22 protein-coding genes are annotated in these 21,046 nt (G+C 41.0%); 13 read left to right on the top strand and 9 right to left on the bottom strand.

Annotation, left to right across the window (positions count from 1 at the left end):
• Positions 1-5: 5 nt before the first annotated feature.
• Complete coding sequence (locus CRO16_RS14280; RefSeq protein WP_097057067.1) at positions 6-2,408, top strand: DUF349 domain-containing protein; 2,403 nt, start codon at positions 6-8, stop codon at positions 2,406-2,408.
• 106 nt (positions 2,409-2,514) lie between these two features.
• Here CRO16_RS14280 and mazG read toward each other — a convergent pair whose 3' ends face one another.
• From mazG to ruvX, 5 genes are all read right to left on the bottom strand, one after another.
• Complete coding sequence (gene mazG, locus CRO16_RS14285) at positions 2,515-3,288, bottom strand: nucleoside triphosphate pyrophosphohydrolase (protein ID WP_097057068.1); 774 nt, start codon at positions 3,286-3,288, stop codon at positions 2,515-2,517.
• A gap of 70 nt (positions 3,289-3,358) precedes the next feature.
• Positions 3,359-3,835: a DUF5606 family protein gene (locus CRO16_RS14290; protein ID WP_097057069.1), complete on the bottom strand. Its 477-nt coding sequence runs from the start codon at positions 3,833-3,835 to the stop codon at positions 3,359-3,361.
• 57 nt (positions 3,836-3,892) lie between these two features.
• On the bottom strand, positions 3,893-4,483 hold the full coding sequence (gene def, locus CRO16_RS14295; RefSeq protein ID WP_097057070.1) for a peptide deformylase: 591 nt from the start codon (positions 4,481-4,483) through the stop codon (positions 3,893-3,895).
• A gap of 44 nt (positions 4,484-4,527) precedes the next feature.
• Positions 4,528-4,914, bottom strand: a complete 387-nt coding sequence (locus CRO16_RS14300) for a four helix bundle protein (protein ID WP_097057071.1) — start codon at positions 4,912-4,914, stop codon at positions 4,528-4,530.
• 57 nt (positions 4,915-4,971) lie between these two features.
• Positions 4,972-5,379 carry a Holliday junction resolvase RuvX gene (ruvX, locus tag CRO16_RS14305; protein WP_097057072.1) on the bottom strand — a complete coding sequence of 136 codons (408 nt, stop codon included), beginning with the start codon at positions 5,377-5,379 and terminating at the stop codon, positions 4,972-4,974.
• A 220-nt stretch (positions 5,380-5,599) separates the two neighbouring features.
• On the opposite strand from ruvX, the gene CRO16_RS14310 reads away from it, so the two are divergent.
• From CRO16_RS14310 to CRO16_RS14325, 4 genes are read left to right on the top strand one after another with little or no spacing between them, the layout of a single operon-like run.
• The gene (locus CRO16_RS14310) at positions 5,600-6,415 is read left to right on the top strand and encodes a 2,3,4,5-tetrahydropyridine-2,6-dicarboxylate N-succinyltransferase (RefSeq protein ID WP_097057073.1); all 816 of its coding nucleotides are present in this window, start codon (positions 5,600-5,602) and stop codon (positions 6,413-6,415) included.
• 39 nt (positions 6,416-6,454) lie between these two features.
• On the top strand, positions 6,455-7,534 hold the full coding sequence (locus CRO16_RS14315; protein WP_097057074.1) for a glycosyltransferase family 9 protein: 1,080 nt from the start codon (positions 6,455-6,457) through the stop codon (positions 7,532-7,534).
• The gene (locus tag CRO16_RS14320; protein ID WP_097057075.1) at positions 7,531-8,217 is read left to right on the top strand and encodes a phosphocholine cytidylyltransferase family protein; all 687 of its coding nucleotides are present in this window, start codon (positions 7,531-7,533) and stop codon (positions 8,215-8,217) included. The genes CRO16_RS14315 and CRO16_RS14320 overlap by 4 nt, the downstream gene beginning before the upstream one ends.
• The gene (locus CRO16_RS14325; RefSeq protein ID WP_097057076.1) at positions 8,214-9,263 is read left to right on the top strand and encodes a CDP-glycerol glycerophosphotransferase family protein; all 1,050 of its coding nucleotides are present in this window, start codon (positions 8,214-8,216) and stop codon (positions 9,261-9,263) included. The genes CRO16_RS14320 and CRO16_RS14325 overlap by 4 nt, the downstream gene beginning before the upstream one ends.
• Before the next feature lie 12 nt (positions 9,264-9,275).
• On the opposite strand, the gene CRO16_RS14330 is transcribed toward CRO16_RS14325, so the two are convergent.
• From CRO16_RS14330 to CRO16_RS14340, 3 genes are read right to left on the bottom strand one after another with little or no spacing between them, the layout of a single operon-like run.
• Complete coding sequence (locus tag CRO16_RS14330) at positions 9,276-10,034, bottom strand: lipopolysaccharide kinase InaA family protein (protein ID WP_097057077.1); 759 nt, start codon at positions 10,032-10,034, stop codon at positions 9,276-9,278.
• Positions 10,031-10,825 carry a glycosyltransferase family 2 protein gene (locus CRO16_RS14335; RefSeq protein WP_097057078.1) on the bottom strand — a complete coding sequence of 265 codons (795 nt, stop codon included), beginning with the start codon at positions 10,823-10,825 and terminating at the stop codon, positions 10,031-10,033. Before CRO16_RS14335 ends, CRO16_RS14330 begins: the two co-directional genes overlap by 4 nt.
• A 1-nt stretch (position 10,826) precedes the next feature.
• Positions 10,827-11,945 (bottom strand): glycosyltransferase family 4 protein, encoded by a 1,119-nt coding sequence (locus CRO16_RS14340; protein ID WP_097057079.1) that lies wholly within the window; start codon positions 11,943-11,945, stop codon positions 10,827-10,829.
• A gap of 160 nt (positions 11,946-12,105) precedes the next feature.
• On the opposite strand from CRO16_RS14340, the gene CRO16_RS14345 reads away from it, so the two are divergent.
• The 6 genes from CRO16_RS14345 (at position 12,106) to CRO16_RS14370 (ending at position 17,993) form a co-directional block, all read left to right on the top strand.
• The gene (locus CRO16_RS14345) at positions 12,106-13,224 is read left to right on the top strand and encodes a glycosyltransferase family 4 protein (RefSeq protein ID WP_097057080.1); all 1,119 of its coding nucleotides are present in this window, start codon (positions 12,106-12,108) and stop codon (positions 13,222-13,224) included.
• Entirely contained in the window at positions 13,196-13,765 is a 570-nt protein-coding gene (locus CRO16_RS14350) for an L-threonylcarbamoyladenylate synthase (protein ID WP_097057081.1), read from the top strand. Before CRO16_RS14345 ends, CRO16_RS14350 begins: the two co-directional genes overlap by 29 nt.
• Positions 13,766-13,856: 91 nt before the next feature.
• On the top strand, positions 13,857-15,272 hold the full coding sequence (locus CRO16_RS14355) for a CCA tRNA nucleotidyltransferase (protein ID WP_097057156.1): 1,416 nt from the start codon (positions 13,857-13,859) through the stop codon (positions 15,270-15,272).
• A 28-nt stretch (positions 15,273-15,300) separates the two neighbouring features.
• Positions 15,301-16,314, top strand: a complete 1,014-nt coding sequence (locus tag CRO16_RS14360) for a COX15/CtaA family protein (RefSeq protein ID WP_097057082.1) — start codon at positions 15,301-15,303, stop codon at positions 16,312-16,314.
• A 50-nt stretch (positions 16,315-16,364) separates the two neighbouring features.
• Positions 16,365-16,874 carry an IS1096 element passenger TnpR family protein gene (locus tag CRO16_RS14365; RefSeq protein ID WP_097057083.1) on the top strand — a complete coding sequence of 170 codons (510 nt, stop codon included), beginning with the start codon at positions 16,365-16,367 and terminating at the stop codon, positions 16,872-16,874.
• A gap of 60 nt (positions 16,875-16,934) precedes the next feature.
• Positions 16,935-17,993 (top strand): nucleoid-associated protein, encoded by a 1,059-nt coding sequence (locus CRO16_RS14370; protein ID WP_097057084.1) that lies wholly within the window; start codon positions 16,935-16,937, stop codon positions 17,991-17,993.
• A gap of 162 nt (positions 17,994-18,155) precedes the next feature.
• On the opposite strand, the gene CRO16_RS14375 is transcribed toward CRO16_RS14370, so the two are convergent.
• Positions 18,156-19,217, bottom strand: a complete 1,062-nt coding sequence (locus tag CRO16_RS14375; RefSeq protein WP_097057085.1) for a hypothetical protein — start codon at positions 19,215-19,217, stop codon at positions 18,156-18,158.
• 90 nt (positions 19,218-19,307) lie between these two features.
• Here CRO16_RS14375 and CRO16_RS14380 point away from each other — a divergent pair, with 90 nt between their 5' ends.
• Positions 19,308-20,210 carry an ABC transporter ATP-binding protein gene (locus CRO16_RS14380; protein ID WP_097057086.1) on the top strand — a complete coding sequence of 301 codons (903 nt, stop codon included), beginning with the start codon at positions 19,308-19,310 and terminating at the stop codon, positions 20,208-20,210.
• A complete protein-coding gene (locus tag CRO16_RS14385; RefSeq protein ID WP_097057087.1) occupies positions 20,210-21,046 on the top strand; it encodes an ABC transporter permease in 837 nt (278 codons plus the stop codon). The genes CRO16_RS14380 and CRO16_RS14385 overlap by 1 nt, the downstream gene beginning before the upstream one ends.

Consider the following 21,046-nt stretch of genomic DNA (forward strand, 5'->3'; position numbering starts at 1 on the left):
AAGATATGTCTGAGAAAGAAAACCTGTCAAACAAAAATCTTCCGGAGAACGAGGAAAAAAACCTGCACTCACAGGACCAGAATACCCGCCCGGAAAAGACAGAAAATCAAGCTGAAAACACTTCCGAAGAAATGGAAGAGAGGGATTCCATAGCCGATGCTATGGTAGATGAGGCCAATGCAACCGAAGAAAAGAGAGATGCAGAATCTCCTGAAGCTGCGTTGGAGAGTGATGATGAGGTGGAGGAAAAACCAGCTTCTCAGAAAAATGAAACTACGCCGCCCGCTCCAGAGAAGCCGGTGACTCAAAATAAACCTTCCGAAGAACAGGAGGAGAAGGATCATATTTCGGACGCCATTGTAGACGAAAACAAAGCCACCGAAGAAAGAAAAGATGCCGAAAAAGTAACATCTCCCGAAGCAGCGCTGGAAACCGACGAGGAAGACGAGGAAAAAACAGCATCTCAAAAAGAAGATGAAGCTAAGGATTCAACTTTAGAAGAAGATGCTTCAGAGGGTCCAAAAAATCCATTTTTTGACGCCCCTGCTCCAAAAGAAAATCTTGAAGAGGATCAGGAAGAAGAAGAAACCTCTGAGCCGGCAAAACCCAGGGATGCACAGAGCGAAATGGACGATGCGGTTGCCGAAGACAGTGAGGATGAAACTACTCACGAGCGACATGGGATCGAGAAAAAAGATTACCACGCCATGAGCAAGGAAGCTCTTGTAGCCGAACTGGAAAAACTTCTTAAGAAAGAGAAAGTACAGGCTATTAAAGAGCACGTAGAGGAAATAAAAGTTGAATTCAATGCGAAGTTTGACGAGGAAGTAGAGGAGAAAAAAGAAGAATTCCTTGCCGAAGGCGGGAATATCATCGACTTCCACTACTCTACTCCACTAAAGAAGCAATTCAATTCCCTGTATTTTGACTACAAGGAAAATCGCAATAAATATTACCAGCAATTGAAACAGGATCTAAACAAGAACCTGGAAAAAAGGCTGGAGATCATAGAAGAGCTTAAAGGTCTGCTTGATGTCGAAGAGAACATCAATACCACTTACAAACATTTTAAAGACCTGCAGGATCGCTGGAAAACCGCAGGACCAATTCCGCGGGATAAGTACAACACGGTTTGGAACACTTACCACCACCATGTTGAAAATTTCTATGACTTTCTACACCTCAACAGGGAATTCAGGGATCTTGACTTCAAACACAATCTGGAGCAAAAATTAAAGATCATTTCCCGTGCAGAGGAACTCACCCAGGAACCAGATACAAACCGCGCTTTTAGGGAGCTGCAAATGCTTCACAAAATGTGGAAAGAAGATCTTGGGCCGGTAGAAAAAGAATACCGCGAAGATATCTGGCAAAAATTCAGTGAAGCTACCAAGCAAATACATGATAAACGCCAGCAGTACTTTGAACAGCTCGAAAAGGAATTTGAAAAGAACCTGGAGAAAAAACAGGAGATCATTGCCAGGATTCGTGAGATTGCTGATGGAAGCTACACCTCACATAAACAGTGGCAACAAAAGATCACCGAAGTTGAAGCACTGAGGGAAGCTTTTTTTAATGCAGGAAAGGTGCCTAAGCAGGTAAATGATGAAACCTGGAAGAAATTTAAAGAAGCAGTTAGAACCTTTAACCGCAATAAAAATGCTTTTTACAAGAATCAGAAAAAGGAACAGTACGATAATCTTGAGAAGAAGCAGGAGTTGGTAAAACTGGCCGAAGAACATAAGGACAGTGAAGACTTTAAGGCTACTACTCCCATCATGAAAAAGATCCAGGCAGACTGGAAGAACATAGGTCATGTTCCGCGCAGGGACAGCGATAAGATCTGGAAAAAGTTCAAGGCTGCCTGTAACCATTACTTCGACCGGCTTCACGCGTCAAGAAATGAGGAAAATAAAGAAGAGAATGAAGCTTTTGAACAAAAGCGGGAACTTCTGGATAAATTGAAAAATCAGGAGCTCTCCGGGGATCGTAAAAAAGATCTTCCGGTGATTAAGAGTTATATCGAGGAGTGGAAAAAGCTGGGTAGAGTACCTCAAAGCAAGCGCTATATTGAAGGAAAATTCAACCGGGCTTTAGACCATGCTTTTGACAAACTCGATATGGACAAGAAGCAAACCGAAATGCTCAAGTACGAGAACAAGGTGCAGGCTTTGGAAGATGCCGACGATTCCCGAAAACTGAATAACGAGCATTATTTCCTTACCAAAAAAATTGAGGAAACCAAGGCAGAGATTCGCCAGCTGGAAAACAATTTGCAGTTCTTTTCCAATGTGGATGACAAGAACCCACTTGTGCAGGATGTTCACAAGAACATCCGCGATCATAAAGAGCAGCTAAAGATCTGGAAGGAAAAACTGGAAAAGGTAAAATCACTATACGACCAATAAAAGTCATTGCTTACATAAAGAAGCCTTCAAAAAACTTATTTTTGAAGGCTTCTTTAATTTGATCTACTAAAAAAGTTCCGACTCCGGGCTCCCCGTTGCTGGTTTTCTAGATTTTTTTCGCTTCTTCCCAGTAGACATCCATTTCGGCCAGGGTCATATCCTTTAAACTTTTATCGAGCTCCTTTGCCTTTCCCTCAAGGTATTGAAATCTTTTTATGAATTTCTTATTGGTCCTTTCCAGGGCGTCTTCGGGATTTACTTTTAGGAAGCGAGCATAATTGATCATACTGAACATTACATCCCCAAATTCCTCCTCAATTTTCTGCTGATTGTTACCGTCAACTTCGTGTTGCAATTCCTCCAGCTCTTCCTGAAGTTTCTCAAAAACCTGTTGTGGCTCCTCCCAATCAAAACCTACTCCCGCTACCTTATCCTGAATTCGGCTGGCTTTCACCAGGGCAGGAAGTGAAGCTGGTACACCTTCAAGTACACTTTTTTTTCCTTCCTTCAATTTGAGTTGCTCCCAATTGCGCTTTACGTCATCCTCATTCTCCACTTTGGTATCGCTATAGATATGTGGATGCCGGCTAATCAGCTTTTCCGAAATGCCATTGGCGACATCGGCAATATCGAAATCCTGAGTCTCGCTTCCGATTTTAGAATAGAAAACTATGTGCAACAGTAAGTCACCCAACTCCTTTTTCACCTCCTGCAGATCGTTATCAAGAATAGCATCACCCAGTTCATAAGTTTCCTCGATGGTAAGGTGGCGCAGGGATTGTAGCGTTTGCTTTCGATCCCAGGGGCATTGCTCCCGCAACTCATCCATAATGGTTAGTAACCTGTCAAATGCCTTTAGCTGTTCTTCTCTTGTATTCATGCGTCTCTGTAAAAGGGTAATTTAAAAACAAAAAACCAACTGAGATCAGTTGGTTTCGATATTGTGAATACTATTCTTCTTCGCCTCCGGAATCTTTCGGTTGCTTTTTGCTGGTGGTTTCTTCTTCTGAAGTTCCTTCTTCCACAGTCGTATCTTCAGCCTTCGAAAAGTCGGTGTAACCTTTGCTCACCAGCAGGTTGTACCATTGAAAGATCTTTTTGATATCACTCACGTAAACACGATCTTCATCATAATCTGGTAACACTTCGCTGAAGTATTCCTCCAGCTTAGCCTTAGATTCCTTGTGGCTGATGGCCTCTCCCCCATTTTCCTTTTCAGAAATCTTCTGAAAAACCTCTCTAAGAGGCACTTCTTCGGTATAAGTATATATGGCGATCTCGCTAAGCAGGCTCACATTGTGGCGCAGGTTAACAGAGATCTTCTTTCCGTCTAACATAGATTCCGCTACAAAACCACCTCTGGTTTGAGCTTTAAGTTCATACAATCCCGGCTTTCCGGAAATCGACAACACTTTATCTAACTTCATATTTTTTTCAATTTTGGATGGCAAATATCAGGTGTAACACCTAGAAAACAAAAATAATTAACGGCCTTTTTTAAGTTCAGGGAACTTCATGCGGTAATCTACCTGGATCTTTCCTTTAGAGATGTTGGCAAGTTTTCCTTTTATCAGTCTTTTTTTAAGGCTGCTAAGCTTATCGGTAAACAGAATTCCTTCAATATGATCATATTCGTGCTGGATCACCCGTGCCGCCAAACCATCATATTCTTCGGTATGTTTATTAAAATCCTCATCAAAATATTCAATTTTGATCTTAGGTTTTCTAAAAACATCCTCCCTTATGTCAGGGATACTTAGGCAGCCTTCATTAAATGCCCATTCGTCTCCCATGTCTTCCAGGATGGTAGCATTAATAAAGACCTTTTTGAGAGATTCCAGTTCTTTCTTCTCTTTTTCTGTCAATTCTTCATCTTCGGCAAAAGGAGAAGTATCCACAAGGAAGATCCTTATTGGCAGACCCACCTGCGGCGCCGCCAAACCTACTCCGTAAGCTCCATACATGGTATCCCACATATTCTGAATAAGCTCCTTTAGATTAGGATAATCCTGTTCAATATCCTTTGCTTTCTTTCTTAGTACCGGGTCTCCGTATGCTGTAATTGGTAAAACCATATCAATGTTTAACGTTTAATGTCTAATGTTTAATCTTTTAAATTTTAAGGCTGCTCTTGCTCATTTTTCCCACTTGAACGTAAAAGAGATTTTTCAGCAGTCCTTCTTGAAGCAACGAAAATTGCCGTTAGCTCCCGGGCTTCCCTTAATATATCCTCAAATTTTCCTTGTTGAAGTAATTTCTCTTCTTCCAAAAATTCAATCCAAAAAATACATTCGTCTGCTTCTTCAATAACAATACTCAATTTTGAAATAAAAGATCTTTTGGTCTGGCCCAAATTAGCAGCCCTGTAATTTGCGGCTACAGATGTAGAGGCTCTAATTAATTGCTTTTGAACATGATCTTCAAGAACACCTCTTTTAAAAGAAAGAGCGAGATTTACACATTTGTGAGCAAAATTGTTTGAGCGTTTCTTAAGATCACTTTCCATTATCCTTTCTCCTAATCTATCAATTTTATTAATTAATCCTTTAACCTTAGACCCTAATCATTTATACAGATAGCTCTGCAGGATAATCGTTGCGCTTATCTCATCCACAAGGGCTTTATTTTGACGCTGTTTCTTTTTAAGTCCGCTGTCGATCATGGATTGAAAAGCCATTTTTGAGGTGAACCTTTCATCTACTCTTAGCAGTTTCATCTGGGGAAAGGCTTCCGTAAACTTTTTCAGAAATTCCTGAATGCCTACCTCACTTTGAGAAGCCGTATTGTCCATTTGCTTCGGCTCTCCCAGCAGGACGAGCTCAACTTTTTCTTCGGAAAAATATTTCCTGAGAAATGTCAACAGGTTGGCAGTTGGAACTGTGGTCAAACCCGAAGCTATCATTTGAAGCTCGTCGGTAACCGCAACTCCGGTGCGTTTGCTGCCGTAATCTAATGCCAGAATTCTCGCCATGAAATATTTTTGGCAAAGATAGCTTTAATCATGGAAACCTGAAATTTACCACCTCCAACTACTCTTCAGATCGATGATTTTTTGCTGATCTTTAAATTTCAAGAAGTATGGAAGAATGCATGCGGAATCAGGATTGGTCTTATTTCTTCACTTTTCCTGTTTAAAATAAAGCACATCATTTAACTTTGCCCTTTTAGCAGAAGTAAAATCAGAAACTGAAATGCAGGAATTAAAAATTATAATTGAAGATGCCTGGGAAAACAGGGAACTTTTAAAAGAAGATAAAACTACAAAGGCTATCAGGGAAGTTATTGACCTGCTTGACAGCGGAAAACTCAGGGTAGCCGAACCAACAAATGAAGGCTGGCAGGTGAATGAATGGGTGAAAAAAGCTGTAGTTCTTTACTTTCCTATCCAGAAAATGGAAACTTTGGAAGCAGGGATCTTTGAATACCACGATAAGATCCCGTTAAAGACAGGATATAAGGAAAAAGGAATTCGGGTGGTGCCAAATGCAGTGGCCAGGCATGGCGCCTATATCTCAAGCGGAGTCATCATGATGCCGAGTTATGTGAATATTGGAGCTTATGTAGATGAGGGTACCATGGTTGACACCTGGGCTACCGTAGGAAGCTGTGCTCAAATTGGCAAAAACGTGCACCTTAGCGGAGGAGTAGGAATAGGAGGCGTCCTTGAACCTTTACAGGCAGCCCCGGTAATCATAGAAGACAATGCATTTCTTGGTTCCCGCAGTATTGTAGTAGAGGGCGTAAAAGTGGAAAAAGAAGCTGTCCTTGGAGCTAATGTGGTATTGACTGCCTCTACAAAGATCATTGATGTTACGGGAGACCAACCTGTAGAAATGAAAGGAATTGTACCCGCTCGTTCTGTAGTGATCCCGGGAAGCTACACCAAAAAATTCCCTGCAGGCGAATATCAGGTGCCTTGCGCTCTGATCATTGGGAAAAGAAAAGAAAGCACCAATAAAAAAACTTCTCTTAATGACGCTTTGAGAGAACATAATGTTGCCGTGTAATAATTAAAAATATTTTCCTGGGGTAAAGGAAAGTGGGCTATGAAAGTACTGGTGATTCAGCAAAAAATGATAGGAGATGTGTTGACATCTTCTATCTTATTTGAAGCTTTAAGAAAAAAATATCCTGCCGCCCGGTTGGATTATCTTATCCATCGCCATACCGCAGCCGTGGTAGAACACAATCCGTTTATAGATGAGCTCATTCTTTTTGATCCCATAGCAGATCAAAAACCTGCCGCTTTTTTTCGGTTTTTGAAGAGTATAAAAAAGCAGAAATATGATATTGTGATCGATGTCTACTCAAAAATTAATACGGCCTTAATTACCAGATTTTCCGATGCAAAATTGCGGATCTCCTACGACAAATGGTACACCAGGAAAGCCTATACTCAAACCTTTAAAAACAAGAAAAAAAGCGAGACCAACGCCGGACTTGCCATTGAAAATCGCATGCAGCTCCTGCAGGCTATAAGCCCTGATTTCCCTGTGGAGATCAAACCTAAGATCTATCTTACTTCCGAAGAAAAAGAGAAAGCTGAACAACGACTATTGGCTGACGGGATAGATTTGAAAGAACCGCTTATCATGTGCGGGATCCTGGGAAGTTCAGAAGCTAAGACCTATCCTTTACCTTACATGGCACAGGTGCTGGATTTCATTGTGGAAAAAACCGGCGCCCAGTTGTTATTCAATTACATTCCCAAACAAGTGGAAGCAGCGGGAACTCTTTATGATCTATGTAAGCCAGAAACACAAAAGCAGATCTTTTTTGACATTTTTGGAACCTCCCTTAGGGAATTTATGGCCATCACTTCTTTTTGCGATGCTTTAATAGGCAATGAAGGTGGAGCAGTAAATATGGCCAAAGCTTTGGATGTACCCACTTTTGCTATTTTCTCTCCGCAGATCAAGAAGCAAAACTGGAGCATTTACGAGAATGGCACCACCAATGTTTCTGTACATCTTGCCGACTTCTCTCCCACCGAACTGGATGGTCTTACAGTTTCGGAAATCACAAAAAAAGCTCCGGAATTATATAAACTCCTAACTCCAAACCTTATATTCGCTAAACTGGAGACTTTTTTAAAATCAAATTCAGAAATAAAAAATAATCTATGAAGATCATCATCCTGGCTGCAGGAATAGGTTCCCGCCTTGGAAATCCATTTCCGAAGCCTCTTACCCCCTTAAAAGACGGAAGAACGATTATGGAAAGACAGGTAGAAAGTCTTTCAGATGCTTTTTCTGAACATGATATTACCATCGTGGTGGGGTTTAAAAAAGATCTTATTATGGAAAGGTTTCCCGATCTTACTTACATCTACAACCAGTTTTTTGACGCCACAAACACCTCAAAAAGCCTTTTAAAAGCTTTAAAGAAAAACCAGAATGAAGATGTGTTGTGGCTTAATGGAGACGTGATCTTTGAACCGTCGATCTTTGATGTTCTTAAAAAAGAAATAGCCCGTAAAAATTCGTTTGTATCTGTAAACACAAGCCGGGTGGCCGAAGAAGAGGTGAAATACACCCTCAAAAATGGGACGATTGAAGAGCTTTCCAAAACTGTAAAGAATGGCCTCGGAGAAGCCGTGGGCATTAATTTTATAGCCAAAAAAGATGTGCAACTTTTGATCGAGCACCTGGAAAAATGTGGCGACAATGACTATTTTGAACGCGGAATAGAAACTGCGATCCAGGAAGACGGTATGAAAGTTACAGCTTTAGATATTTCCCAATATCGCTGTATGGAGGTTGATTTTAAAGAAGACCTGGAGGTAGCAAATAAAATTTTTCGATCATGAAATTCATCCTTTTTTGTCAGAACCCTTATGCCTTCGGTATTCTGGAGCCAATCATGCAGGAACTCAAGGAGCAAAAGGAGGAATACCTGTGGTTCCTTACAGAAAATTTAAAAGGTAAATTTCCTTTTAAGGAGGAGCCGCATACCTGTGACATTGAGGAGCTGGTTGCATGGCAAAGCGATGCGATCTTTTGCCCCGGCAATGAAGTCCCACATTATCTTAGGGGAGTAAAAGTGCAGATCTTCCATGGACTGGCAGGAGAGAAAAAAGGACATTTCAGAATAAGGCACTATTTTGATCTCTATCTCACCCAGGGACCATATTTCACTAGGAAATTCCGAAGGCTCAAACGCCGTCACAGGAATTTCGAGGTGGTGGAAACAGGATGGCCAAAGCTGGACATTTATGCAAGGGATCTTCAGATATATGAGACTGAAAAGAAAACTTTACTGAATGAACACAAGGCTGAAAAACTGATTTTATATGCCCCTACTTTTTCTCCTTCCCTTACCTCTGCCCCACATTTACTGAAGGAAGTTAGGGAACTTGCAAAAGAAGAAAATTATCTTATCGTGATAAAGTTCCATGATCTCATGGCTCCCGAAGTCGTGGAAGAATACCGGAAACTCGCCGCCAACGCTCCAAACATTATTTTGGAAGAAGAACCTAATATTGTAAAGTTCCTGCTAATGGCCGATCTTATGATCAGCGATACCTCATCTGTGGTCTATGAATTCCTGTTGCTGGATAAACCGGTGATCACCTTTAAAAGTAATTCTCAAACTAAAGTTTGGGACAATGCGAACGAATATGTTGGTCTGGCCAGAAAAGTTAGAATAAACCTGGAACAGGATCCTTTTAAAGAAGAACGCAAAGAGGTCATTGAAGAATATCACCCTTACGATGACGGAAGAAGCGCCGAAAGAATGGTTAAGGCTGTAAAAGATTACATCAAAGAATTTGGTGTTCCCGCAAGAAGAAAACTTCCTTTCCTTAGAAGGCGTAAGATGAACAGGATGTTCCGCAGAAAGAGGTCCGGAAAATAGGTTTTTTGGAACTTATTTTTTCCAAAACTTTATTTTCTTCTTGAGCGCCTTTTTCTTTTGGAAATCCTTCTGGAATTCCTTTGTATATCCCCACATTTTCTCAAAGATCTTTTCCTCGGGTTGTGAAATGAGTTTGGAATATTCAGATGCCATTACTCTAACCATATCTTTTTGGGGAGTTAGCCGTGAAAAATTCTTCATTCTTTCCTCAAGGGAAAGATTTTTAAAATTCATTCGGTTTAGATCCACAAGGAAGAACTGGTAATCTCCTTTATTCAGCCGTATCAGGGTATTACCCGGAGAATGATCCAGAAATTCGACTCCGTTTTCGTGAAGTTTCCAGGTAAAGCGGGTAAAAGCCCTTAAGATCTTCTCATGGTCAGGATAATCTGATTGCTGCACCAGTTCGCGGTAAGTAAGATCGTAACTTAAATGCTCGCTGATGTAGTAGCTGTGGACGAATGTCACAGGATTTTTCTCTTCCAGGTAAGCAATAGGACGCGGCGTACCTATTCCTTTCTCAAGTAATCTTTGAGCATAGGTAAAGGATCTTTCTGCCTTGGATTTTCTGAAAAACCGGTATACTACCCGATTAACAGCATTCGGTACTTTAAAAGCTTTGACATTGACCCTCATTCCTTGGAGATCGAACAATTTTATCCGGTTGCGGACTCCATTACCCAGCTGCTCCCCTTTCTTATCAAAATTGTCAATGAGATCGAGGATCTCTGCTTTTGAATTCCGGAAATTTTCTGAGATCACTAATTTCATGCTTGCTCAAGATATTTATCAATCCCCTTTTCACAGCGAAGTTTCTTCTCTCTCATTGTTCGTTCCTGGATCTCGTTATTACGCTCCAAAAATTCTTTGGACTTTTCAGGATGAAATATATGATAGACAATTCCGCCATATCGAAGCCTTTTTCCTTTAACGCCATAGTTCAAAAGCCTTATTACATACTCTGAATCTTCCCTTCCCCAGCCTTCCATAACTTCATCATAACCATTTACTGCAATAAAATCTTCACGCCAGTAAGAAAGATTACAGCCTCTCGTCTTCCCTGAAAACCCGGAGGTAGGTTTATAAAACCTTTGCACCAATGGAATTCTCAGGTTTCGGGATTTATTTTTAATAGCTTCGGAAAGTAAAGAAAATTTTGCCTGATCCATTTCCAACACCTCGCTTACTGCTGAAGGTTTAATGTTGACCCTGGAGCCAAAAAGAAAAATTCCTTTTTCTGCACGAGCCAGATGATCTTTAATAAAATGCGGATGTAAAATGCAGTCCCCATCGATTTGGATGATATAATCTGCTTTTGTTCCTGCAACAGCTTTATTTAAGATAGCCGACTTACGGAAGCCTTTATCCTCCTGCCAAACATGCTTCACCGCAACCCTGCTTTTATTAGAGAATTCCTCAATAACTGCTTTAGTCTGGGCTCCCGAACCATCATCGGCAATAAGGATCTCATCCGGAAGCCGGGATTGGATAATGATGCTGTTCAAAACAGACCTCAGTGCTTCGGGCCAGTTATATGTTGAAAGTAGTAAGGCTGTCTTCATATTAATGAACCAGGTTTCTTTTTGAGGTCACTAATTCCTTATATACATCGAGGGTTTTTTTTCCCAAATGTTCCGCAGTAAATTCGTTCCGGTATTTTTCAAAAGAAAGATCACCAAATTGCTTTTCAAGCTCCGGATTCCTGATAAATTCTATCAATTTTTGAGCTAGAGCCTCAGGATTTTCAGGTTCTACAAAAAATCCATTTCTCCCGTTTTCAATAACTTCCTCCACAACTCCCACTCTAGTTGTGATCACTGCCGTTTTCTGAGAAAAGGCTTCCATTAAAGAAGATGGCCCTCCTTCTCTTTTTGAGCTTATAACGAGAGCATCAAGCTGTGGCATGAAAGAAACCGCATTAGCTACAAATCCTAAAAAGGTAAAATATGGACCAATTCCTGCAGCTTCAACAGCCTTTTTAAATTCCGGGGTCAGTTTAGAAGGTGAACCCATTTGAACCAGGTGGAAATTAGTAACCCCTTTTTTTACCACAATTTCTACAGCTTTAACAAGAGTCATTAGATCTTTTGCCCTGGTATGGTTTGCAATATTTCCAAAAAGTACAAGCTCCTCTTGCAAGCCAAGTTTTTTTCTAATGGAAAATTCAGGTTCTCCACGGTCAATTTGTTTGATCCCATTATGAACCGTTACCATTTTGCTGTGATTCTTTCTTTTAAGTACCTTTTTGAAGTTCTCTCTGACATATTCAGAGATCACTATGATCCGGTCAATAGCGGGGTAATTGTACTTGTATTTGCTCAGGATGCTGTTCTTTTCCCTTACCCCTTTTTTAGCAAAAACAGTAGGAATTCCAATAACTTTAAATAGGTCCGTGACCACAAAACCTGTAACAGAATCACTGGTGTGAAGGTGAATAACATCAATTTTATGTTGTTCCACAAGATTCCTAAAGAACTTCCTGTATGCTGAAGTATGAGGCTTTTTATACTCCATGGCTAAGATTTCCACGGGATGGTTTTTCACCTCTTCAAATAAAGGGGTTCCGGTAAAACAAAAGATTTTCTGTTCCACCCCCAGCTTTTCCAGCTCATCAATTAGGTACATCAACTGCTGTTCATTACCACCCCAGCTGCGGGCGCCCGAAACGTGTAATACTTTCATAAAGATCAATCTTCACAAACAAAGGTAAAGGTTTTCCCTTGCAGTACCCATTTTGTATACAGTCCCAATAAAAATTTACTGAAATAACGGCTTTTTGGATACCTCCTTTCCTCCCCTGTTTTAAAATTATAAAGTAATTTTACCGGCGTAAAAAATTGAAGTGAAGATCTTACATCTTTCGGCTGCGGAAAAATGGGGCGGTGGTGAAAACCACCTGGAAAACCTGTGTCATGAGCTGAAAAATGAGATTTCCAACACGGTTTTTTGCGTAGCTGAAGGCATGCTGCACGAACGCCTGAAAAAAAATGGAACGAGGATAATACCTGCCCCCCTGGCCAACAAAATGGATCCGCGTTTTGTCCTGAAGCTGGCACGTACCTGCAAAAAGGAAAAATTCGACCTGCTTCACATTCACGACAGCACAGCGCTCACCCTTGCAGTGATGGCCGACCATTTTGGGGAACTGCCGCCATTCATTTTCAGTAAAAAAACATCTTTTCCCATAAGACCCCGACGCCAAACCCTTTTTAAATATAATTATCCCAAGGTCAAAAAGATCCTTTGTGTTTCAGAAGCTACCCGCAGGATCAGTTCAGAGAATCTAATTGGACAGGAACGCCTCGAAGTAATTTACCACGGCACCCGTCTTGACAACAAGCGTCAAAAATCCCCTTTTTGGATAAGAGATAAATATGAAATTCCTGAAGGTGCAAAATTGGTAGGGAATATTGGAAATCATATTGAAGCAAAAGACCTGGAGACCTTTATTCGCACTGCACATCACCTGGTGAACCTGAAGCAGCAAAAAGATCTTTATTTCATCCAGATTGGAAGTTTTAGCAGGAGGACCGAAGCCTTACTGGCGATGGTAGAAGAATTTCAGCTTCAAAAGCATGTGATCTTCACAGATTATATTCCGGAGGCTTCTGCATTGATCCCACAGTTTGACGTGATGCTGCTGACTTCAGAAAATGAAGGTATTCCGCAGGTGATCTATGAATCATTTTACTATAATGTGCCGGTAATTAGTACCGAAGTCGGCGGAATTGCTGAAGTCATTGAAGACGAGGTGAACGGGTTCTTATGCAAACCATATGATCACACGGGAATAGGTGAAAAGCTGTTGTTTTTAATTGCTAATCCGCAGGTAATCCCGACCTTTGCAAAAATTTCCAGGGAAAAACTGTTGCAGCATTTTACAAGTGATATAATGGCGCAGAAAACCCTGAAAGAATATAAAACAGCGATCAATGGTAGATTATACAGAGGAACTGAATAACGCATTAGCCGTTCTTAAAAGAGGCGGAATTATTTTATATCCTACCGATACGGTATGGGGAATTGGCTGTGATGCAACCAATGCCGATGCCATAGACAAGATCTATGCTTTAAAGAAAAGGAGTGAAGAAAAGGCCCTTATCTGCCTGGTTTCAGATTTTAAAATGCTGAACCAGTTTGTTGAAGAAGTACCCGAAGTAGCATACGATATCCTAAAATATGCCGCTAAACCTACCACGATCATCTACGATAAACCTATTAGAGTAGCAGAAAACCTGGTGGGCAAGGATAATACTTTAGGAATACGGGTTACCAAGGACGATTTTTGCCAGAAATTGATCCGGAAATTAAAGCGGCCCCTTGTTTCTACATCGGCAAATTTAAGTAACCAGCCCACCCCTGAATCCTTTGCCCAAATTGCTCCCGAAATTTTAAAGGGTGTAGACTATGTGGTAAATTTACAACAGTCTATAAAGACTCCTAAGCCTTCAGCTATTATCAAGCTGAGCAATGATGGAGAAGTAAAAGTAATTAGAAAGTAAAAATTTTTATAGACCTCACAGGTTTTTAAAAACCTGTGAGGTTTTGCCTCTGAAAATATTCGTGGATTCGTGGCAAGAAAAATTACAATACGTGAACAACTATAAGCAAGCCCTTTCAAACAACATTTTTAAAGTTATTTCTTTAGCAGCCAAAGAACTGCAGTTGGAAAGCTATGTAATTGGTGGTTTTGTGAGGGATTATATTCTGCAGCGTGGGGAACATAAGGATATTGATATAGTCGCAGTGGGCAGCGGGATCGAACTGGCAAAAAAAGTATCTTCCCTGCTTCCACATAAGCCAAAAGTGCAGATCTTCAAAACCTACGGTACGGCTATGCTACGGGCATATGATATGGAAGTGGAATTTGTTGGCGCCCGTAAAGAAAGCTATTCTGAAGAAAGCAGGAATCCGGAAGTTGAGACCGGTACTCTTGAAGATGATCAAAACCGAAGGGATTTTACCATCAACGCCCTTGCCCTAAGCCTTAATGATGAGACCTATGGCGACCTGCTGGACCCGTTTAACGGACTGCAGGATCTAAGCGCCGGAGTGATAAGAACTCCGTTGGACCCCGACGTTACTTATTCTGATGACCCGCTTAGAATGCTAAGGGCAATACGATTTGCCTCGCAATTACAATTCAGGATCGAGAAGGATTCTCTGCAGGCGATCACCCGCAACAGGAACCGGATCAAGATCATCTCGCGTGAAAGAATTGTTGATGAACTGAACAAGATCCTGCTTTCTCCAAAACCTTCAGTTGGTTTCAGCCTTTTACACAAAACCGGAATGTTGGGATTGCTCCTGCCCGAACTTACTGCACTTGAAGGGATAGATGAAATTGAAGGGCAGCGCCACAAAGATAATTTTTGGCACACCCTGGAGGTGGTCGACAACATTTCAGAAAACACTAATGACCTGTGGCTGCGATGGGCAGCCTTACTTCATGATATAGGTAAAGCTCCCACAAAAAAGTTTGATGAGAATTTGGGCTGGACCTTCCATGGTCACGAATTTGTAGGATCCAAAATGGTGTACAAGCTATTTAAGCGCCTTAAAATGCCATTGAATGAAAAGATGAAGTTCGTACAAAAGATGGTCTATATGAGTTCGCGTCCTATTGTTCTTTCGCAAGAGGTAACGGATTCGGCAGTGAGAAGACTTATTTTTGATGCAGGAGAAGATATTGAAGATCTCATGACACTTTGTGAAGCAGATATTACCACGAAGAATCCGAGGAGGTATCGCAGGTATCACAATAATTTCAAGGTTGTAAGACAAAAAATTAAAGAAGTCGAGGAGCGGGACCATGTGCGGAATTTCCAACCCCCGGTTTCGGGAGAAGAGATCATGGAAACTTTTGACCTTAAACCTTCCAGGGAAATAGGAGTCATAAAAGATGCAATCAAAGAAGCCATTTTAGAAGGAGTTATTCCAAATGAATATGATGCGGCCAGAGAGTTTATGCTTCAAAAAGGAAAAGAAATAGGTTTATCCCCTAAATAAATCATGCGTTACCTTCACATTCACCCCCATGAAAGACAATAAGAAAGTAGTTTACTGGCTGTACACCGGTTGTTTTCTAATTTTTGTAATGGTTGTTGTAGGTGGGATCACCCGCCTTACAAATTCCGGTTTATCTATTTCAGATTACAAATTGATCACCGGGACCATTCCCCCTTTGACAGAGGAACAATGGGTGGAAGAATTCGAATTCTACAAACAATTTCCTGAATACCAGAAATTGCATTACCACTTCACCCTTGAAGATTTTAAAGGAATTTATTTTTGGGAATGGCTGCACCGGGTTATTGGAAGGCTCATAGGACTGGTCTTTGTTTTTCCATTCCTCTATTTCCTGGCCACCAAACAACTTACGCGTCCCACGATTTATAAATCTATTGTTCTGTTATTCCTGGGTGGATTTCAGGGATTTCTTGGCTGGTACATGGTTAAAAGTGGCCTTGTAGATATGCCGGCAGTTAGCCATTATCGCCTCGCTGCCCATCTAACTACAGCTTTTGTAACTTTTGCCTACTGTTTTTGGGTTGCCATGGACCTGGTCTATCCAAAGAAAAAACAGATCAATAAAAGCTTCAGGAATCTTATTTGGGTGGGAATGATCATTCTGCTCCTGCAGATCATTTGGGGCGCTTTTGTAGCCGGCCTGGATGCAGGATGGATCCATAATTTCTGGCCAAAAATGACAGGTGGCGAATGGATCCATGAGACCGTTTATATCGAACAAAACCCGCTGTGGAGGAATTTCATCGAAGGAAAAAGTGGGGTGCAATTCGTTCACCGCTACCTGGCTTATGTGGTAGTAGGGGTCATAGTATATATCTGGTTCAGATCAAGAAAAATGGCACTCACTCTTCCGCAGCAAAAAGGAATAAACTGGCTCCTGGGATTAGTGTTTCTGCAATTTATTTTGGGTGTCCTAACCTTGATCTATGCGGTGCCGCTATGGTTAGGAGTTGCACACCAGGTGGGAGCATTTTTCCTGCTTACGGCGATGACATTTACGCTCCACAGATTTAGCAGATAGCTGAAAAATGTCATCTAAAAATGTATCTTTGCAATCCAATTTTTTGATTTATGCTTTATAGATTTAGAATTATTCTTGATGCCGAAGAAGATGTGTTTCGTGATATAGAGATCATGGCCGATAACACATTGGAAGACTTACACAACACCATACTACAATCATTTGGTTTTGATGGCACCGAGATGGCTTCATTCTACATAAGTGACGACGATTGGAACCAGGGGGAGGAGATCTCCCAGTTTGACGTTACAGATGGAGATGCATCTGTACGCCTCATGAATGAGACAACACTTGATGATGTGGTTTCAGAATCCCAGACCAAATTGATCTACATTTACGACTTCCTTAGCATGTGGACTTTTTTGGTGGAACTGGCAGAGATCGCAGAACCCGATCCACAAATGGACTACCCGAATCTTCTCTTTGTACACGGTCAATTGCCCGTGGCTGCACCCGAAAAGGAGTTTGAAGCTGAAGCCGATGACCTAGGGCTGGACTTTAATGATGATTTCGACGTAGACGATTACGACGATCTTTCTTTCGACGAGAACTGGAACTAGTTCCTTTTTTCCTATTTTTCGCATTTAATTAACCCGGTAACTTAACCGCAGCTTTTCAATATGATCAATTTATATAACGCTCAAATTGAGTCTCTATCTATTCACAGGGTTGGCAACAAGAGCCGAAATGAGAATATTTTTCTCTCCACCCAGCCTTTTCATTTGAATGATGAGATCACTCCTCTTATTAAGGAATATTTCCTGAAGCCCTTTAGGGAAAAAGAAGAGAATTATTTTCAGTTCTCAAACGAGGTGGATGTGGATTTCAACCCGTTGTATGAGATCGTAAATCACATTTTTGACAATCCGCAGGATGTACATGAGCAGTCAAAGAAGATCACCACCTTGCTTTTTGAACAGTCTGCCCATCCGCATATTAAAAGTGGAGAGGTTTACGTGGTACATTTTGAGAACATCATGCTCGATAATGAAAAGACCAACGCTATCGGAATTTTTAAATCTGAATTGAAGCACGATTTCCTGCAGTTTCAGGAAAAGGAGAGCATTTTGGAAATGATCATTCAGCAGGGGATCAACCTGAACAAACTTGACAAAGGTGCTCTTATTTTAAACCGCAACAGAGCCGAAGGTTATAAGATCCTTTCGGTAGATTCCAATAAATATGATACCAAATACTGGCTTGAAAATTTTTTAGGGGTTGATGTACTGGCCGATGAGAATTTCCACACTAAAAAGTACCTGAAATTCTGCCAGAATTTCGCTAAAGACGTGGTGCTTCCTGCGGAAGATAAAAAGGAAGAAGTGATGTTCATGAACCGAAGTGTGGATTACTTCGCCAAGAATGATGAATTTGAAGAAACTGCCTTCCTGAATTCGGTAATAGACAATCCCGATCTAATTCCGGAATTTAAAAACTATAAAACTGAAAAGGCTCCAAAATACAAGATCGAAGACCTTACCAGTTTTCCAATTTCCAATACAGCTGTGACCGCAGCCAGGAAATCTATAAAGAACACGATCAATCTAGACACCAACATCCAGATAAGAATGGATTTCATCAACCCGGAATCTGCGGAAAAATTTGTAGAAAAAGGCTGGGATGAAGAAAAACAGATGTATTACTACCTGGTGTATTTTAACAAAGAGCAAAAAAGTTAAGACAGCTACGGTCTAGAGTCAAGAACCTAGAGCCAGGACTTTTTAATTCAAGATTTCGGATTCAGGGTTTAAAATCCCTGGAGAAAAAGAAGGAGCCTCAAAAATCACATTTTTGAGGCTCCTTCTTTTAGAGGTAGTCAATCCTGAATTTTGAATTTTGAATCATATAAGTCTTTTCATATTCACATCCTCATAATTTCTTTTTACAAAGTCGAGGGCGGTTCTAAGGATTTGTCCCATGGAGCGGGCTCTTTTGAACTTCATATCATTCGAGAATTCATAGAGTTCTTTTCGCAGCTGCCTTACATTAGGTTCATTGGAGATCTGGTCATTTAGTATACAGCGCATCAATTCTTTATACCTCGTCTGGGCGTTGATTATTCTCTTTGCAAGTAAAGAACGCTCTTCCCTTCTGTATTGTTCTATTGAATTCTCCTGAAGCTTTTCCGCAACCAGCTGCACCATCTTAAAGTTCTCCTTAAAGAACTGTGGCCGGTAAACTTTCAGATTCCCTTCATAGCATTGCTGATCAAAATCTATAGCCCGAATCTGGTACTCCACATGATCAAAATCATGAGTAGGAATGATCACATAATTATAGGATCTCATGTCCCCCAAAAGCCGAATTGTACAGCGTTCATTGAATTTCACAAACTGCTTGGCGATCTGTGTTTTAGCACGTTCATCACACATAGGCAATTCGTTTTCAATAAATACATCCCCGGGAATTCCGGCAATATGTTCCTCAATAAGAGTATCGCGGTACACCAGGAAGTTGATCCTGTGAGGAGAAAGTATATGTTCAAATTCAAGCCCGTAAATGCGGGAAGCATCGGCTTTCTTTACATAGAAATAAGTAAAACTGTCGTTGAGAATATTCCTGACCTTGATCCTGAAAGGCTTTGAATTTCCGAAGGTGCAGTAATCAATAGCATCAACATTCAGAAATTCCAGGGAATCATCGCTCCCGTCTGAATGCAGGATGGTATATACCTGTTTGAGGCTGTTATCTATGTCATCCCTTTCATAATCCGGGTAATAGCAACGCACCCAATAAGTATCCTCTTCATGCTGATCGTAGACCACTATTGATCCCGAAAACCGGAGCAGGTCATCATAAAAAACGGGAATTTTTGTATTGCGATTGTATTTTGCAAGGTATTTATGAAACCTGTCATTTACGGGAAATGACGGCTTCTTTTTTGACATTAACTTTTCCTGCATACCTTGAATTTCCTCAAAAATAAGACTTCTTTTTATTTACGGGTGTAACAAAACGTTAACTTAGACGTCGAATGTTAAAACGCGTTAATTTTGAGCACCATACTTCGACTGAATAACCTTACAAAAAAATATGGACCGGTCACTGCCGTAAAGGATCTGTCTTTTTCCATTGAAAAAGGCAATGTATATGGCATTCTGGGTCCCAACGGGAGCGGAAAATCCACAACTCTCGGTATAGTCCTGAATGTTGTGAACAAGACCAGTGGAGATTTCCAATGGTTTGACGGCACCCAAAATACCCATGAAGCCCTTAAGAAAGTTGGTGCGATCATAGAACGACCCAACTTCTATCCTTATATGACTGCAGCTCAAAACCTGGAGCTGGTTTGTAAAATTAAAAATGTACCTCCTAATAAAATTGATGAAAAGCTGGAACTGGTGGGTTTATTAGACAGGAGGAACAGTAAATTTCGCACCTTTTCGCTGGGAATGAAACAGCGGCTTGCTATAGGGTCTGCCCTTTTAAACGATCCTGAAATTCTCATTTTAGATGAACCTACCAACGGACTCGACCCACAGGGAATTCACCAGATACGGGAGATCATTACCAGGATCGCCGCCGGCGGAACCACTATTTTGCTGGCATCTCACCTGCTTGATGAAGTTGAAAAGGTGTGTACGCATGTGGTGATCATTAGGAAAGGTGAAAAACTATACAGTGGGCCGGTGGATCAAATGAACGCCAGCTTCGGATTTTTTGAGCTTAAAGCTGCCAATGAGGAAAAACTACTGGCGCTATTAAATTCTCATCCTGCCATTGGTAAGGTGAGTCAAAAAGGGGAAATATATACTGCTTTCCTGGAAGAACCGCTGGAGCCGGAAGCTTTAAACACTTACCTTTTTGAAAATGGTCTTATTCTTTCCCAGCTCGTAAAACGTAAAGAAAGCCTGGAAGAGCAATTCCTGTTGTTAACCAACCAAACCACCGTCTAATGCTACGATTACTCAACATAGAATATCATAAACTAAGGTACAGCAAATCGTCCAAAGTACTTATCACCACCTATTTTATCCTGATCACCTTTATCGCACTAATCGCGTCTATAGAATTTAAATTTGGAGGGATAAATTTTCGGGTGGCAGATCAGGGGATATTTAATTTTCCATACATCTGGCATTTTAACAGTTATATCGCTGCGCTGCTTAAGCTGTTTCTGGCTATCGTGATTGTTTCCATGGTTTCCAATGAATACAGCAATCGCACGATCAAACAAAACCTCATCGACGGGCTGAGCAAAAAGGAATTTATCCTTTCAAAATTCCTTACAGTGGTCTCTTTTTCCTTTTTATCCACCGTATTCCTTTTCGTTGTATCCCTGATCCTTGGTCTTATATTTTCAGATTATACAGAGATCTCCATCATATTTTCTGATATGGAATATCTGCTGGCATATTTTATAAAACTTACAGGATTTTTCGCCTTTTGCATGTTCCTGGGAATGTTGATCAAACGTTCGGCTTTTGCATTGGGCTTCCTCTTCGTTTGGTGGATCCTCGAAAGCATCGCCCGCGGACTTATGAAATACCAGATCTTCAGGGATACCGATATTGCTGAAAATATAGCACAATTCTTTCCGCTGGAATCTATGGCGCTGCTGGTAAAAGAGCCTTTTTCACGATTGAACGTTATTCAATCGGCGGCTACACAACTGGGATCAGAATTCACCAAGGACTACGGGGTGCATTGGTATCAATTGTTGGTCGTTATTATTTGGACCGCAATTTTTGTCTATTTCTCCTATTTGCTGCTGAAGAAACGCGACCTGTAA

The organism is Salinimicrobium sediminis, from assembly GCF_900215295.1.
Taxonomy (GTDB): Bacteria; Bacteroidota; Bacteroidia; order Flavobacteriales; family Flavobacteriaceae; genus Salinimicrobium; species Salinimicrobium sediminis.